At 74.2% G+C, this 14,729-nt stretch carries 13 protein-coding genes, 2 tRNA genes and 1 pseudogene; 6 read left to right on the top strand and 10 right to left on the bottom strand.

The window, feature by feature from the left end:
• Positions 1-13: 13 nt before the first annotated feature.
• Positions 14-1,165 carry an aspartate-semialdehyde dehydrogenase gene (gene asd, locus NJC10_RS00655; RefSeq protein WP_319074173.1) on the top strand — a complete coding sequence of 384 codons (1,152 nt, stop codon included), beginning with the start codon at positions 14-16 and terminating at the stop codon, positions 1,163-1,165.
• A gap of 101 nt (positions 1,166-1,266) precedes the next feature.
• Here asd and NJC10_RS00650 read toward each other — a convergent pair whose 3' ends face one another.
• From NJC10_RS00650 to NJC10_RS00635, 4 genes are all read right to left on the bottom strand, one after another.
• Positions 1,267-2,445 (bottom strand): UDP-N-acetylmuramate dehydrogenase, encoded by a 1,179-nt coding sequence (locus NJC10_RS00650; protein WP_319073972.1) that lies wholly within the window; start codon positions 2,443-2,445, stop codon positions 1,267-1,269.
• A complete protein-coding gene (locus tag NJC10_RS00645; RefSeq protein ID WP_319073970.1) occupies positions 2,442-2,966 on the bottom strand; it encodes a MaoC/PaaZ C-terminal domain-containing protein in 525 nt (174 codons plus the stop codon). The genes NJC10_RS00650 and NJC10_RS00645 overlap by 4 nt, the downstream gene beginning before the upstream one ends.
• Positions 2,966-3,415 (bottom strand): MaoC family dehydratase N-terminal domain-containing protein, encoded by a 450-nt coding sequence (locus NJC10_RS00640; RefSeq protein ID WP_319073968.1) that lies wholly within the window; start codon positions 3,413-3,415, stop codon positions 2,966-2,968. The genes NJC10_RS00645 and NJC10_RS00640 overlap by 1 nt, the downstream gene beginning before the upstream one ends.
• Positions 3,416-3,555: 140 nt before the next feature.
• The gene (locus NJC10_RS00635) at positions 3,556-3,876 is read right to left on the bottom strand and encodes a hypothetical protein (RefSeq protein WP_319073966.1); all 321 of its coding nucleotides are present in this window, start codon (positions 3,874-3,876) and stop codon (positions 3,556-3,558) included.
• Between the two features lie 159 nt (positions 3,877-4,035).
• Between NJC10_RS00635 and NJC10_RS11210 the strand changes: the two are divergent.
• A pseudogene (locus NJC10_RS11210) lies at positions 4,036-4,284 on the top strand (SH3 domain-containing protein); the annotation flags it as partial.
• 706 nt (positions 4,285-4,990) lie between these two features.
• Positions 4,991-5,248: a hypothetical protein gene (locus NJC10_RS00630; protein WP_319073964.1), complete on the top strand. Its 258-nt coding sequence runs from the start codon at positions 4,991-4,993 to the stop codon at positions 5,246-5,248.
• A gap of 76 nt (positions 5,249-5,324) precedes the next feature.
• Here the strand turns inward: NJC10_RS00630 and NJC10_RS00625 are convergent.
• The 3 genes from NJC10_RS00625 to NJC10_RS00615 form a co-directional block, all read right to left on the bottom strand.
• A tRNA-Met gene (locus NJC10_RS00625) sits at positions 5,325-5,398 on the bottom strand.
• A 58-nt stretch (positions 5,399-5,456) separates the two neighbouring features.
• Positions 5,457-5,528, bottom strand: a tRNA-Thr gene (locus tag NJC10_RS00620).
• Positions 5,529-5,615: 87 nt separating this feature from the next.
• Complete coding sequence (locus NJC10_RS00615) at positions 5,616-7,859, bottom strand: DEAD/DEAH box helicase (RefSeq protein WP_319073962.1); 2,244 nt, start codon at positions 7,857-7,859, stop codon at positions 5,616-5,618.
• 312 nt (positions 7,860-8,171) lie between these two features.
• Here NJC10_RS00615 and NJC10_RS00610 point away from each other — a divergent pair, with 312 nt between their 5' ends.
• Positions 8,172-8,783 carry a hypothetical protein gene (locus NJC10_RS00610; RefSeq protein ID WP_319073960.1) on the top strand — a complete coding sequence of 204 codons (612 nt, stop codon included), beginning with the start codon at positions 8,172-8,174 and terminating at the stop codon, positions 8,781-8,783.
• A 13-nt stretch (positions 8,784-8,796) separates the two neighbouring features.
• Here NJC10_RS00610 and NJC10_RS00605 read toward each other — a convergent pair whose 3' ends face one another.
• The 3 genes from NJC10_RS00605 to NJC10_RS00595 form a co-directional block, all read right to left on the bottom strand.
• Positions 8,797-10,005 carry an amidohydrolase gene (locus NJC10_RS00605; RefSeq protein WP_319073958.1) on the bottom strand — a complete coding sequence of 403 codons (1,209 nt, stop codon included), beginning with the start codon at positions 10,003-10,005 and terminating at the stop codon, positions 8,797-8,799.
• Between the two features lie 76 nt (positions 10,006-10,081).
• Entirely contained in the window at positions 10,082-11,347 is a 1,266-nt protein-coding gene (locus tag NJC10_RS00600; RefSeq protein WP_319073956.1) for a cystathionine gamma-synthase, read from the bottom strand.
• A gap of 55 nt (positions 11,348-11,402) precedes the next feature.
• Complete coding sequence (locus tag NJC10_RS00595; protein ID WP_248116170.1) at positions 11,403-12,890, bottom strand: cystathionine beta-synthase; 1,488 nt, start codon at positions 12,888-12,890, stop codon at positions 11,403-11,405.
• 160 nt (positions 12,891-13,050) lie between these two features.
• Between NJC10_RS00595 and NJC10_RS00590 the strand changes: the two genes are divergently transcribed.
• Both NJC10_RS00590 and NJC10_RS00585 read left to right on the top strand, forming a co-directional pair.
• Positions 13,051-14,094: a 3-methyladenine DNA glycosylase gene (locus NJC10_RS00590; RefSeq protein WP_319073954.1), complete on the top strand. Its 1,044-nt coding sequence runs from the start codon at positions 13,051-13,053 to the stop codon at positions 14,092-14,094.
• A gap of 169 nt (positions 14,095-14,263) precedes the next feature.
• Complete coding sequence (locus NJC10_RS00585; RefSeq protein ID WP_248116104.1) at positions 14,264-14,728, top strand: hypothetical protein; 465 nt, start codon at positions 14,264-14,266, stop codon at positions 14,726-14,728.
• Position 14,729: the final 1 nt, after the last annotated feature.

Raw genomic sequence — 14,729 nt, 5'->3', positions numbered from 1 at the left:
CGCCCCCTCCCCCATGACCGCCCCCGACGCCGCCGCCGTGCCCACCGTGGGCCTCGTGGGCTGGCGCGGCATGGTCGGCTCCGTGCTCATGCAGCGCATGGCGGAGGAGGGCGACTTCGCGCGGGTGAACCCCGTCTTCTTCTCCACCTCCAACGCGGGTGGCGCCGCCCCGGTGTTCGCGGGGATGTCCGGTGAGCCGGGCGCGCTCGGGGACGCGTACGACGTCGAGGCATTGGCGAAGCTGCCCGTGATCCTCACCGCGCAGGGCGGGGACTACACGAAGGCCGTCTACCCGCAGCTGCGCGCCGCCGGATGGGACGGCGTCTGGATCGACGCCGCCTCGACGCTGCGCATGGAGGACTCCTCCGTGATCGTGCTGGACCCCGTGAACCGCTCCGTGATCGACGCGGCCCTGGCGGCCGGGACGAAGGACTTCATCGGCGGCAACTGCACCGTGTCCTGCATGCTCATGGGCCTCGGCGGGCTGTTCAAGGCCGGCCTCGTGGAGTGGGGCACGGCCATGACCTACCAGGCGGCCTCCGGCGGCGGCGCCCGCCACATGCGCGAGCTGCTCACGCAGTACGCGGCGCTGTCCGGCGCGGTCGAGGCCGAGCTGGCCGATCCGGCGTCGGCGATCCTGGAGATCGACCGCAAGGTCATCGAGCTGCAGCGCGGCGGCCGGCTGGATGCGTCGCAGTTCGGCGTGCCGCTCGGCGGCTCGCTCATCCCGTGGATCGACGCGGACCTCGGCAACGGCGTCTCCCGCGAGGAGCAGAAGGCCTTCGACGAGACCAACAAGGTGCTCGGCCTGCGCGGCGAGGAGCGGATCCCGTTCGACTCGCTGTGCGTGCGCGTGGGCGCCATGCGCTCGCACTCCCAGGCGCTGACGCTCAAGCTGACCGGGGACGTGCCGCTGGACGAGGTCGAGGCGATCATCGCCGCGGACAACGAGTGGGTGCGGGTGGTGCCGAATGAGAAGGAGGCGTCGATGCGCGAGCTCACGCCGATCGCCGCCACCGGCACCCTGCAGATCCCCGTGGGCCGCCTGCGCACGATGGCGATGGGCCCGGAGTACCTCTCCGCCTTCACCGTGGGCGACCAGCTGCTGTGGGGCGCCGCGGAACCCGTGCGCCGCATGCTCATGATCGCCACCGGCAACCTCTGAGCGCACCCGACCCCAAGCTGAACGAGTCGTCACTTCTTGTGGGTATCCGCCGCGGATACCCACAAGAAGTGACGACTCGTCTCGCGTGGTGGTGGGGTGGATCAGAGGTAGGTGCCGATGATCATCGGCTCGTGGTGCAGGTCCACGCCGAAGCGCGCGCGGACGCCGTCGCGGACCTCGCGCGCGATGGTGAGGATGTCCTCGGTGCTGGCCGCGCCGCGGTTCGTCACGGCGAGCGTGTGCTTCGTGGACAGCGACGCGCGGCCCCCGGCCAGTCCCGTCCCGTCCTCACCGCGGCCATCGGGCCCGTCCTCGCGGGGCTCCACGTCCGGCAGGCCGAAGCCCTTGCCGTAGCCCGCGTGGTCGATGAGCCAGGCCGCGGAGAGCTTCACGAGCTCACCTCCCTGCTCGTCCGTCCCCGCGGCGAACGCGGGCGCACCCTCGGGAAGAGAGGCGCGCACGGCCGCCGGCACGATCGGATTGGTGAAGTACGAGCCCGTGGACCACGAGTCCTGGTCCGCGACGTCCCACACCATGCCCTTCGAGGCGCGCAGGGCGAGCACCTCCTCCCGCACGGTCCGGAGCGCGGCGTGCGCGCCCTCCTCCACGCCGAGCGCCCGCGCGAGCTGCGCGTACCGCACCGGCGACGTCGGCGCGGCCCCCTCGGCCGCGCGACGCAGCCGAAGGTCGATCGAGAGGACGACCCAGCGCGGGCTCGGCTCCCCCGACTCCAGCATCGAGCGCTTGATGATCGAGTCTCGGTAGCCGAAGCGCAGCTCCTCGGCGGACAGCTCGACGACAGCCCCGCCGCCGGGAGCCTGCCGGTCCCACGCGCGCAGGGAGATCAGCACCTGGGACACGTCCGCGCCATAGGCGCCGACGTTCTGCACCGGCGTCGCGCCGGCGGACCCCGGGATCCCCGAGAGCGCCTCGATGCCCGCCAGGCCCCGCTCCACGGTCCACGCCACGGCGGCGTCCCACGGCTGGCCGGCGCCGATGCGCACGACGACGGCGTCGCCCTCCGCCTCGCCCGCACCCTCCGCGCGGTGCGCGTCCTCCAGCACCTCGATGCCCTCGAACGCCGTCTGCACCACGGTGCCCGGGAAGCCGGCGTCCGCCATGAGGGTGTTGGAGCCCCCGCCGAGCACGAACAGGGGCTCCCCCGCGGCGTCGGCCACGCGGATGGCCTCCACGGCCTCCTGCTCCGTGCGGGCGGTGACCCAGGCGCGGGCCGGCCCGCCGACGCGGGTGGTGGTGTGGTCGGCCAGGCGCTCGCTCACGCGGTCTCCTTCGAGGTCGGGGCTGCGGGCTCGGCCAGGCGGACGAGCACCTGGGCCTTGGTCAGCACGCGGGGCTTGTCCAGGGCGGGGTCGTTCACCGTGAGGTCGATCCGGACGGTGCCGGCGGCCTCGTCCACGACGCCCACCGTGCCGGTAACCTCGAGGCGGGCGCCGGCCAGGGGCGCGCCGTCGTCGTCGGCCCGGCCCGTGGTGTCCGCGACGGGCACCATGCCCGTGAAGCGCGTCTGGTAGTCCACCACCGCCCCGGGATCCCCGGCCCAGTCGGTGACGAGCTGCACCGCGGCGCCCATGGTGAGCATGCCGTGGGCGATCACACCGGGCAGTCCCACCCCCGTGGCGAACGACTCGGACCAGTGGATCGGGTTGTGGTCGCCGGAGGCGCCCGCGTAGGCCACCAGGTCGGCGCGCGTGAGCGCGACGGTCCGGGAGCCGATGACGTCGCCCTTGGCGAGGTCGGACAGGCGCGGGGCGTTCTGCGGGCCGATGTGCTGCGCGCTCATCAGACCTCCTCTCCGCGGATCAGCAGGGTGGAGGTCACGGTCGAGACCGGGGCGCCGGCGGCGTCGGCGATCTCGGTGACGGTGGTGACCATGTCGTTGCCGCCGAGCGACTTCACGGAGGCGATCCTCACCGTGGCGGTGACCTCGTCCCCGGCCACGAGCGGGCGATGGTGGGTGAAGCGCTCCTCCGCGTGCAGCACGCGGGAGAAGTCGATGCCCGCCTCCGGGTCGTTCACGGCGGCGGCCTCGGCGCGCTGCGCGATCACGACGGCGAACGTCGGCGGGGCGACGAGGTCGGCATGGCCGAGGGCTCGGGCGGCCTCGACGTCGTGATGGGCGGGGTGCTGCGCCTGGACGGCGGAGGCGAAGGCGCGGACGGCCTCCCGGCCCACCTGGAAGGGGGGCGCGGGCGGATAGCTCCGCCCGGCGACGCTGGGGTTCACGGGCACGCGTGGCTCCTGATCAGACGGGGTCCGGACTGCGCACCAGCCTACCGCCGGGGCCGGACACGGCGGCGGTCCGAGAGCCGGGGAGGGCGACCCGACGGCCGGAGCCGTCGGCGCCGGGATCGGCGGCGACGGTGCGGACCTCAGCCGCGAGGACGCCCGCCCTGGCGACGCGCGGCCTCGCGGAAGCGGACCATCTGGGCCGCCAGATGGACCAGGACGCCCAGGCCCAGCACGACGAGGGCGGCCTGGGAGAGCGGGAGCCGGTGCGTGGCGGAGCCGACGACGGAGAGCACGATCCCCACGAGGAAGAGGCCGGAGCCGGTCAGCACCATGCGGCGGTAGAGGGAGGAGCCGTGCTCCCACGGGGAGACGAAGCCGGCGGGCTCTCTGCGACCTGCGGGCCGGGCGGCCGGACGGGCCGCGCCGCCGCGCGAGGGGCTCTGACGGGGGCGCGAGGACATGCCGTCAGGCTACCGGTCCGCGACGGGATCGTGACCTCCTCGTGATCATTTCGTGACGGCACGGTTAAACCTGGGAGATCCCTGCACATTCGGAACGTCTCGGTTCCATCCGGCTGTCACCATGATCTCCGCGAGCCGTGAGGCGACGCCCCCCGCACCCTGATCTCCCGCCGCGGCTTCACCCTGGCCGCGGCCGGCACCGTCACCGCCGGAGCCAGCCTCGCGGCTGCCGTCCCGGCCGCCGCCACCACCCAGCTGCTCGCCCTGAGCCCGATCGCCCTGAAGTCCCGTCCCCGGTCCTACGGAACCGTCATCGGGACCATCCCCGCCGGGTCGATCGCCACCGCGGTCGGCCCGCGCGAGGGCGAGTGGATCCTCGTGAGCCACCAGGGGACGGTCGGCTGGGCCTACGGGACCCATCTCGTGCCGGCCGGCGACGCCGCCGCCCGCGTGTACGCGACCAGTGCCGCCATCCTGCGGGAACGCCCGCGCTCCACCGCCGCGACCGTCGGGGTGATCCCCAGCGGGGCGGTCGTGGCGACCACCGGCGTGATGTCGGGCGAGTGGCAGTCGGTCCGCTGCGCCGGGACGTGGGGCTGGGCCTACGGCCCCCAGCTGCGGACCCTGACCGAGGCGCCCACCACCCGGTTCCATCAGCCCTTCACCGCGGGCGACGCGTCCTCCGTCTACCACGTCTACGCGGACGGCCTGGATCTCGAGAAGCCCGTGGGCCTGGCGTGGTTCTTCGACGGCGACTACTTCTCGGCCGACCGCTCCCGCGTGCTGCGGCCTGACGACACCGAGATGCGCGGGATCGCCGCGGAGGCCAGCCGTCGCAACTGCGTCCTCGTGGCCGTGGTCACCCCCGCCCCGTACGAGACCGGCTACGGCTACACGTGGTGGCGCAACCGCCCACGCAACGGCGCCTGGCACCGGCAGCTCAACGCCCACCTGAGGGGTCGGTTCCCGTTCATCTCCGCCGCCCGCCAGTGGATGATCGGCTACTCCGGCGGCGCCGAGTTCATCTCCATGCACCTCATGGCCGAGCGCCAGTTCGAGGTCTGGCGCGGAGCGGGGGCGACCATCGTGGGCGGCGGAACCCCCCCCTGCCTCGGTGGACTCCACCAGCCCGTCCTTCCGACGCGTCCAGGCGACCTGGCACGTGAACGGCGGGGACGTGGCCGGGGAGACGATCCCGCCCACCTGGTCCGCCCTGAGCGCCGCGACGGCAGGAGAGCGGCGATACAGAGAGGGCTCCTCCTACCTGCGGACGCGGCTGAACGTGTACCCCACGGGCGGGCATGCCGGCGACGACTTCCGGGCGCTGCTCGCGGCCGACCTGGACCGCGCGGGGTGGGGCCGCCTGCGCTGAGGGGCGTCGGCACCCCGCGCGGGGGTGCCGACGCAGAAGGACCCGGCCTCCGTGGAGGCCGGGTCCTTCGTGTTCGTAGCGGCGGGGGGACTCGATCCCCCGACCTCACGATTATGAGTCGTGCGCTCTAACCAGCTGAGCTACACCGCCACGACATGAGAGCGCCCGCGCTCGCGGCGCATGCCGAGAGAACGGGCTCTCATGTCAGAGCCCCGACCGGGAATCGATCCCGGGACCTCCATCTTACCAAGATGGCGCTCTACCACTGAGCTATCGGGGCAACGAGGTGAAACCCTACCAGGTGTTCGCGCAGAGTTCCAACTCGCAGGTGGGCGGCGCCGAGACGGGGCCCGGCGCCGCCCCGGCATCAGCGGCGCGGGCCGCCGTCGCGACGCTCCTGGGCGCCCCAGCGGGGCTTCTTCGGGCCGGCCGAGGGGCCGCGGTCCGAGCGGAACCCGCCGCGGTCCTCGCGGTCCTTCCTGAAGCCGCCGGTGCGCTCCTCACGGCCGCCGAAGCCGCCGCGGTCGTCACGGTCCTTGCGGAACCCGCCGCCGTGGCCGCGGTCGTCACGGTCCTTGCGGAACCCGCCGCCGTGGCCGCGGTCGTCACGGTCCTTCCGGAACCCGCCGCCGTGGCCGCGGTCGTCACGGTCCTTGCGGAACCCGCCCCGGCCGCCGCGCTCGCCACGGTCATCGCCGTCGCGCTCCCCGCGCGTCGGGCGCCCGGTGTCCTTGCGCATGTTGAGCCGGCGCCCGTTGATCTCAGCGCGCCCGGCGGCCTCGAGCTGGGCCGGGGTGAGGTCGGCGGGCAGCTCGACGAGCGAGTGGTTTCCGCGCAGGTCGATCGCGCCGATCTGGGAGGCGGGCAGGCCCACCTCGTTGGCGAGGGCGCCCACGATGTTGCCGGGCTTCACGCGGTCCGTGTGGCCCACGCCGATCCAGTACGTGGCGTTGCCGGCCGCGGGCTCGCGGGCCGGGCCACGGGAGCCGCGCCCGTCCGCGCTGCCGCTGCGCTCGGGACGGTCCTGGCCCCCACGGCCCTCGCGCTCGGTGCGCGCACGGCCCGTGTGGGTGGGGATGTCCTGCTCGGTGGAGAGCAGCGGGCGGCCGCCCTGCGCCATCATGGCGAGGGCCGCGCCCACGCGGGACGGCTCGATCTCGTGCTGCTCCACGTACTCGTCGACGAGGCCGGCGAAGGTCTCGAGCTCCTGGTCGCCGGCGCGCTCAAGCGTCTTGGTGATGGTGTCGGAGAAGCGCTTGAGGCGGGCGGCGTTGACCTTCGCCACGGACGGCACGGCCATCTCCTCGACCTCCTGGCGCGTGGTGCGCTCGATCTGCTTCAGCAGGTAGCGCTCGCGGGGAGTCATGAAGAGGATGGCGTCGCCCGTGCGGCCCGCGCGGCCGGTACGGCCGATGCGGTGCACGTAGGACTCCGCGTCCTGCGGGATGTCGTAGTTCACCACGTGGGAGATGCGCTCCACGTCCAGGCCGCGGGCGGCGACGTCGGTGGCCACGAGGATGTCCACGCGGCCGGCCTTGAGGTCCTCCACGGTCTTCTCGCGCTGCTTCTGCGCGATGTCACCGGAGATGGCCACGGCCTTGAAGCCGGCGCGGGTGAGGCGCTGGGTCAGCTCCTCGGTGGCGGCGCGGGTGCGGACGAAGGCGATGACGCCGTCGTGGTCCTCGGTCTCGAGGATGCGGGTCATGGCCTCGAGCTTGTACTGGTGGCCCACCTGCAGGTAGCGCTGGCGGATGGTGGCGGACGTCGTGGACTGACGGGACACGGCCACCTCCTCCGGGGAGTTCAGGTACTGCGCGGAGATGCGGCGGATGGCCGGCGGCATGGTGGCCGAGAACAGCGCGGTCTGCTTCGACGCGGGGGTGGAGGCGAGGATGCGGTCCACCTCCTCGGCGAAGCCCATGCGCAGCATCTCGTCCGCCTCGTCCAGCACAAGGGTCTGCAGCTGGGACAGGTCCAGGGAGCCGCGCTCGATGTGGTCGATCACGCGGCCGGGGGTGCCGACGACGACCTGGGCGCCGCGGCGCAGCGCCGAGAGCTGGGGGCCGTAGGGCGAGCCGCCGTAGACGGCCAGCACGGACACGTCGCCGAGATGCTTCGCGTACGCGTCGAAGGCCTCGGCGAGCTGGAGCGCCAGCTCGCGCGTGGGGGCCAGGGCGAGGATCTGCGGGGCGTCGGCGCGCCCGTTGACGTCCGAGGCCTCCGCCAGGCGGGAGAGCGCCGGCAGCGCGAACGCGCCGGTCTTGCCGGTGCCCGTCTGGGCGAGGCCCACGACGTCGCGGCCCTCGAGCAGCAGCGGGATGGTCGCCTCCTGGATGGGCGAGGGCGCGGTGTAGCCCAGGTCCTCGATCGCGGCGAGGACGCGTGCGTCCAGGCCCAGGTCGAGGAAGGTGGGGCCGGCCGGCTCGTCCTGCTCGGCTTCGACCGAGCCGGTGTCGTCCTGCTCGGAGGCGAGGTCGGCCTCCGGCGAGGCCTCGGGGGCGTCGGCGGCCAGGGACTCGGGAGTCTCGTCCGACGGCGGGGCGGCGAGGGCCTCGTCCGACACGATCGGATCCTGGTTCTCGGCGGCCTGGGGGGTGTCATGGATCGACATGGGTGTCCTCCTGAGGGGATGCGCAGGCGGCACTCAGCGGCGACGGTCGCGGGTCGTCGTCGAGGGTGCGGGTCTGCTGGGGGAATGGGAAAACCGTTCACCCGGCGAGCCCCCGGGACCACGACGTTCGTGGTCCTCACACACATCTGCACGACATCTGCAACACCGGCGTGGCACACGCGTCCACGCTCATTCACTCAGGGGGGGTAAGTCCGGATACCGGTCCCCACCACTGTACGCCCCCGCGTCCGCTCGGGCGAGACCCGACGGTGTGCCGTGCAGCACCGTCCGCGGCGACGCTAGGCTCGGAGTGTGGCAGACAACAGCAGTGACCACCGTCTCGCACGTGCCGCCGGCCGTGCCACCCGGGCCTTCCAGGAGCGGCAGCGCGCGGACGACGCGCGACTGCGCGAGGAGCGCGCCCGCCTGCGGCGCGAGGACGAGGAACGGCTCGCGGACCGTCGCGCGGCCCGGGTCCGCGCGCTGGACGAGCGCGACGCCGCCGAGGCCGGTCTCGTGCACCCGCTCCTGCGCCTGGCGCGGATCTGGTGGATCGCCGTCGCCGTCCTCCTCGCGGTCCTGTCCGCCGCGCTGCTCTGGAGGGGCGCACAGGCGGAGCGTGAGGGCGGTCCGGTGACCGACCCGCTGACGGGGATCGAGTCCGTGGGACCGCTCGGCGGCGCCACGGGCCAGTACATGCTGGGCGGGCTCGCCGGGATCCTCGCGCTGGCGGCCCTATGGGGCTGGATCGGGCTGCTGCGCCGCCGCCGCGGGGCGATCTCCTCCCTCACGTTCCTCACCCTGGTGGTCGCCGTCCCCTCGTTCCTGCGCGGCAACGCGCTCCTGATCGCGCTCGCGGTACTGCTGATCATCGGCACCGCGCTCGTGTGGCTGCCGCCCGTGCGCTCGCGCGTGCGGCGCTGAGCGCCGTCCGCGCTCAGTCCTCCACGGGCCGCGTGGGCGCGACGACGGGGCGTGCCGCCGCGGTGTCGTACTCCATGACCGGGCGCCCGCCGATCCAGACCCGCAGGGCGCGCTGCATGACGTCCAGCGGGTCCCCGCTCCACAGCACGAGGTCGGCGTCCTTGCCCGGGGCGAGCGAGCCGATGCGGTCCGCGAGGCCCAGCACCTTCGCGGGGTTCAGCGTGATGGCCCGCAGCGCGGTCTCCGGGTCCAGGCCCTCCTTGACGGACAGCGCCGCCTGGTAGACGAGGAAGTCGATCGGGATGACGGGGTGATCCGTGATGATGCTGATCTCCACGCCCGCGCGCGCCAGGCGCCCCGGGTTGCGCATCGAGCGGCCGCGCAGCTCCGGCTTGGACTTCGTGGTGAACAGCGGGCCGATGAGCACCGGCACGCCCCGCTCCGCGAGCAGGTCGGCGATCGGGTGGGCCTCGGTGCCGTGGTCCAGCACGAGCTCGTAGCCGAACTCGTCGGCGATGCGCAGGGCGGTGGCGATGTCGTCCGTGCGGTGGCAGTGCTGGCGCCACGGGATCTTCCGCTCCAGCACGAGGGCGAGGGCCTCCATGTGCGGGTCCGCGGTGAACGGCTTTCCCTCGGCCTCCGCCTCCGCGCGGCGGGCCATGTAGCCCTGCGCCTTCAGGAACGCCTCGCGGATGACGAGCGCCGTGCCGAGACGCGTGGACGGCGTGCGGCCCTTCTCCTTGTACACGTTCTTGGGGTTCTCCCCCAGCGCGGACTTCACGCCCGAGGGGCTGCGCAGCACCATCTCGTCCACGGTGCGGCCGTGGGTGTGCAGGGCCACGGCCTGCCCGCCGATCGGGTTGCCGGAGCCCGGGTTCACGTTCACCGTGGTGACGCCGCCCGCGAGCGCGTCCCGGAAGCCCGGCTCGTTGGGGTCCACCGCGTCGATCGCGCGCACGCCCGCCATCACGGGATCGGTCATCTCGTTGACGTCCGCGGTCGCGCCCACCTCGCCCTCCGCGTGCATGCCCAGGTGCACGTGGGCGTCCACGAAGCCGGGCAGCAGCCACCTCCCCTCGCAGTCCACGACGTCGGCGCCCGCGGGCACCTCGACGTCGGCTCCCAGCGCGGTGATCCTCCCGTCCTCCACGAGGAGGACGCCGTCGAAGGGCTCGGACTCGACGGGGACGACATGGGCGTTCGTAAAGGCGATGATGCTCATGTGACCCACACTACGACGCCGGCCGGACCCGGCAAGGGGTCCGGCCGGCGTCGTGGACGGCGCGGGACGCGTGCGCTCAGGCCTGGAGGCCGGCGAGGGCCTGCTCGAGGTCCGCGATGAGGTCCGCGGCGTCCTCGATGCCCACGGAGAGGCGGACGAGGTCGTCCGGGACGGCGAGCTCGGTGCCGGCCACGGAGGCGTGGGTCATCTCGGCCGGGTAGTTCATCAGCGACTCGATGCCGCCGAGGGACTCGGCCAGCTGGAAGAGGCGCGTGGACTCGGCCACCTTCCTGGCGGCCGCCGCGCCCCCATGGAAGCGCACGGAGACCATGCCGCCGAAGCCCCGCATCTGGCGCTGGGCGAGCTCGTGGCCCGGGTGGTCCGGCAGGCCCGGGTAGAGCACGTGGGACACGGCCGGCTGCTCGAGGAGCCACTCGGCCACGGCCTGCGCGTTGGCCTGGTGGCGGTCCATGCGCACACCGAGGGTCTTGAGCCCGCGGGTGGTCAGGTAGGCGTCGAACGGGCCGTTCACGGCGCCGGCCGCGAACTGCTGGAACTTCACGGCCTCGGCGATCTCCGGGTCCTTGATGACCACGGCTCCGCCCACGACGTCCGAGTGCCCGCCGATGTACTTGGTGGTGGAGTGCACCACCACGTCCGCGCCGAGCGCGAGCGGGGTCTGGAGGTAGGGCGTGGCGAACGTGTTGTCGACGACGAGCAGCGCGCCCCCGGCATGGGCCGCCTCGGCGATCGCGGCGACGTCGGAGACCTTCATCATCGGGTTCGAGGGGGTCTCGAGCCACACGATCACGGGGCCCTCAGCCTTCGCCTGCTCGACGGCTGCGCCCACGGCGGCGACGTCGGCCATGTCCACCACGGCGTGGCGCACGCCCCACTTGGCCAGCACCGTGGAGATGAGGCGGTAGGAGCCGCCGTAGACGTCGTTGCCCAGCACGACGGTCACGCCCGGCTCGGCGGCGCCCATGATGAGCGCGGTCTCGGCGGCGAGCCCGGAGGCGAAGGTCAGGGCGGTGGCGTTCGGGGTGCCGTCCTCCCCCACGCCGGCCTCGAGCGCGGCCAGCTGGGTCTGCAGGGCATCGCGCGTCGGGTTGGTGCCCCGCCCGTAGTCGTAGCCGCGGCGCAGCTCGCCGATGGCGGTCGGCGCGTAGGTGGTGGACAGGTGCACGGGCGGCACGACGGCGCCGAACACCTCGTCCAACTCCTGTCCGGCGTGCACGGCGCGGGTGCCGAAGCCGGCGCCGCGCGGACGGGTGTCCGGCGTGGAGTCGTGCTCCGGGGCGGTCTCGCCGGTGAAGCTCTGCGTGGGGTCCTCGGTGGTCATGGGTGCGTCCTCTCGCGTCGGGGCGGCGTCGGGTCGATCGGCCGGGTCGGTGGGATCAGGCGGTGGCGTAGGCGAGCACGTCGTGCAAGGTCAGCACGCCCACCACGGTCCCGCCGCGGGCGACGAGCAGGGTGGGGTCCTCCAGCAGGCGGCGCGCCGCCTCGCGCAGGCCGGTGGCCGCGCCGATGAGCGGCAGGGCGGCGCCCATGGCGTCCGCGACCTCGGAGTCCGGGCTGACCCGGCCGTCCGCGAGGCGCGCCGCGAGATCGTGGGCGGACACGGTGCCGCGCACCTCCCCGATCCGCAGGTCGTGGCGGGGCTCGGCGACGACGGGCAGCGCGTCCACGCCGTAGCGCGTCATGGTGTCCACCGCGTCCGAGACCGACGTGGTCGGCGCCGCGGTCACGATCGTGGGCACCGAGCCGGGGAACAGGTCCTCCTTGTCCTCCAGCAGCGCGCCCACGGTGGCGTCCCAGCGCCCGCCGCGGGGCGCCGTCGTCGTGGCCTGCGCGGCGTGCGGGACGGCGGAGCGGGTCCGGCCGCGGGCCCACCCGGGCAGCACGGTGTCCTGGCCGTCGCGGGCGAAGCCGCGCTCGTCCATCCACGCGTCGTTGAAGATCTTGGCGAGGTAGCCGCGGCCGGAGTCCGGCAGCACGATCACCATGACGTCGTCCGGACCGAGCTCGCGCGCGGCCCGCAGGCCGGCGGCCACGGCGAGGCCGGAGGAGCCGCCCACGAGCAGGCCCTCCTCGGCGGCGAGCCGCCGGGTCATGGCGAAGGCCTCCTCGTCCGAGACGGCGATGACCTCGTCCGGCACCGAGCGGTCGTAGTTGTCCACCCAGATGTCCTCGCCGACGCCCTCGACGAAGTACGGGCGCCCCGTGCCGCCGGAGTAGACGGAGCCCTCCGGGTCCGCGCCGATCACGCGGACGGGGCCCGACGCGCGGTCCGCGGAGACCTCCTTGAGGAAGCGGCCCGTGCCGGTGATGGTGCCGCCCGTGCCCGCGCCCATCACGACGTGGGTGACGCGGCCGGCGGTGTCCTCCCAGATCTCCGGCCCCGTGGTCTCGTAGTGCGAGGCCGGCGCGGCCGGGTTGAAGAACTGGTTCGGCTGGAACGCGCCCGGGATCTCCCGCTCGAGGCGGTCGGCCACGCCGTAGTACGACTCCGGCGAGTCCGGGGCGACCGAGGAGGGCACGACGACGAGCTCCGCGCCGTACGCGGAGAGCACGTCCCGCTTCTCCTGGCCGACCTTGTCCGGCGTGACGAACACGGTGCGGTAGCCCTTCTGCTGGGCCACGAGGGCGAGGCCCACGCCGGTGTTGCCGGAGGTGGGCTCCACCACGGTGCCGCCGGGGAGGATCCGGCCGTCCTTCTCCGCCTCCTCGATCATCCTGAGGGCGATGCGGTCCTTCACGGAGCCGCCCGGGTTCAGGTACTCCACCTTCACGAGCACCGTGGCGGCGACGCCCTCGGTCACCGCGTTGAGCTTCACGAGCGGGGTGCGCCCGATCAGCTCCAGGACGGTCTCGGCATAGCGCATGCCGCCTCGCTCGGGCGTGGGCACGGGGGTGGCGGAGGACGCGGCGGCGCCCGGGACGGGGGAGGTCTGCTCAGTCACGTGCTCCACGCTACGCCAGGGGCCGGACGCCGTCAGGGGCGTCGAGGACACGCGGGGCAACGTGCGGTGTACGGTGCACGGCATGACCGCCCCGGACGCCGTGCGCCACCTCCGGGTGTCCACGCCCGTCGACGTGGCCCTCACCCTGCGGCCCCTGCAGCGCGGGGCCGCCGACCCGACCGTCCGTGCCACCCCCCAGGGCGTGTGGCTCACGCGCCGCGAGCCGGCCGGGCCCGATGACGTCCACGCGGGTGCCGGGCCGGCCACCCTCCTGGTCTCTCCCGCGGTGCGCGCCCCGGACGGGGCCGGGGGCTGGAGCATCACCGCCCGCGCGTGGGGCCCGGGGGCCCGCGCCGCGGTCGGGAACGCAGAGGCCCTGCTGGGGCTGGCGGACGCGGGCTGGCCGCAGTTCGACGCCGTGGCCGATCCGTCGGCGGACCCGCCGGGGGTGGGCCCGCCGCTTCCGGCGCACGTGTGGCGCGTCCGCCGCCTCCGGCCCGGGCTGCGGCTGCCCGCCGCGGGCGCGCTCGCCACCCAGCTGATGACCGTGGTGCTGGAGCAGAAGGTCACGCACGACCAGGCACGCCACGGCTGGCGCACCCTCGTGCGGCTGGCCGCCGCCCACGACGCCGAGCCCGCCCCGGGCCCCGCTCCCGCGGGCATGCTGCTGCCGCCCACCGCGGAGGCCGTGCTGCGGATCCCCTCGTGGGACTGGCACGCGCGGGCGTGGGTGCAGCCCTCGCAGTCGAGGACGGTGCTGGAGGTCGCCCGGCGCGCCGAGACGATCGACCGGCTCGGGCGCGACGTCTCCCCCGGCGACACCGCAGGCCTGGCACGACTGGCCCGACGCCTGGAATCGATTCCTGGGATCGGCCCGTGGAGCACCGCCGAGGCGCTGCAGCGCAGCCACGGCGCGGCCGACCTGGTCTCGGTGGGGGACTTCCACCTCGCCCAGTTCGTGGGCCAGGTCCTCACGGGACGGCGCACGGACGACGCCGGCATGCTGCGCCTGCTCGCCCCGTGGGCCGGGCATCGGCACCGGGTGGTGCGGCTCATCTCGCTCAGCGGCGAGCGCAAGCAGGCCTTCGGGCCCAAGCTCGCCCCGGCGGACCACCGGCGGTACTGACCCCCGCTGCGTCGGCTCCTGCACAGGCGGCTGCGGCCCCGCGCGTCGTCCCCTGAACAGCCACGGTGCGACCGCCGCTCCGAACGGGCCTCCTAGCGTCGGCCTGGAGCGCGCCGACCGGTGCGCTCGAGGCGGGGCCGAGGCCGGCCCCCGACGGAGGGAGCCGACCATGACCACCGCTTTCGAGGACAGCCGCCGCACGCACGGGCGAGCCCGGCACGAGCCCCACGGCCCCGGCCGGCCCGGCCCGCTGCGCCCAGGCGTGCGCGCCTCGGTGCTGATCGTCTCGGCGGAACCGGACGCGGAGGCCGCGCTGCGGGACTCGATGTCCTGGATCACCGCGTTCGAGGACGACTGCGGTCTCGTGCTCGACCACGACGAGACGAGCCTCTACGCCGTGGCGCCGGCGTCCGACCTGCGCCGCCCCGACGCGGAGGACGCCGCGGAGGGGGACGCCGCCCGGGACCCGTCGGACTTCATCGACGCCGTGCTGCTGCACGGCCGGTGGCGGCTGCGCGGCGAGGGCGGGCACTCCGGCTCCGCCTGGAGGGACCTCTACCGGCAGGCCGTCACCGAGGCCGCCCCGGATGCGCTGTGCACCGTGTGGGACGTCCGACCCCTCCCCGCCGCCTGAG

It is taken from the genome of Micrococcus sp. M4NT (assembly GCF_033790745.1).
Lineage (GTDB): Bacteria > Actinomycetota > Actinomycetes > Actinomycetales > Micrococcaceae > Micrococcus.
This window is presented reverse-complemented; position numbering and strand designations above follow the sequence as displayed.

Excerpts from the sequence above, each read along its gene's own strand:
- asd (WP_319074173.1), top strand. The coding sequence starts at position 14 with ATGACCGCCCCCGACGCCGCCGCCGTGCCCACCGTGGGCCTCGTGGGC.
- NJC10_RS00645 (WP_319073970.1), bottom strand. The coding sequence starts at position 2,966 with ATGAGCGCGCAGCACATCGGCCCGCAGAACGCCCCGCGCCTGTCCGAC.
- NJC10_RS00635 (WP_319073966.1), bottom strand. The coding sequence starts at position 3,876 with ATGTCCTCGCGCCCCCGTCAGAGCCCCTCGCGCGGCGGCGCGGCCCGT.
- NJC10_RS00615 (WP_319073962.1), bottom strand. The coding sequence starts at position 7,859 with ATGTCGATCCATGACACCCCCCAGGCCGCCGAGAACCAGGATCCGATC.
- NJC10_RS00605 (WP_319073958.1), bottom strand. The coding sequence starts at position 10,005 with ATGAGCATCATCGCCTTTACGAACGCCCATGTCGTCCCCGTCGAGTCC.
- NJC10_RS00600 (WP_319073956.1), bottom strand. The coding sequence starts at position 11,347 with ATGACCACCGAGGACCCCACGCAGAGCTTCACCGGCGAGACCGCCCCG.
- NJC10_RS00595 (WP_248116170.1), bottom strand. The coding sequence starts at position 12,890 with ATGCGCTATGCCGAGACCGTCCTGGAGCTGATCGGGCGCACCCCGCTC.
- NJC10_RS00590 (WP_319073954.1), top strand. The coding sequence starts at position 13,051 with ATGACCGCCCCGGACGCCGTGCGCCACCTCCGGGTGTCCACGCCCGTC.
- NJC10_RS00585 (WP_248116104.1), top strand. The coding sequence starts at position 14,264 with ATGACCACCGCTTTCGAGGACAGCCGCCGCACGCACGGGCGAGCCCGG.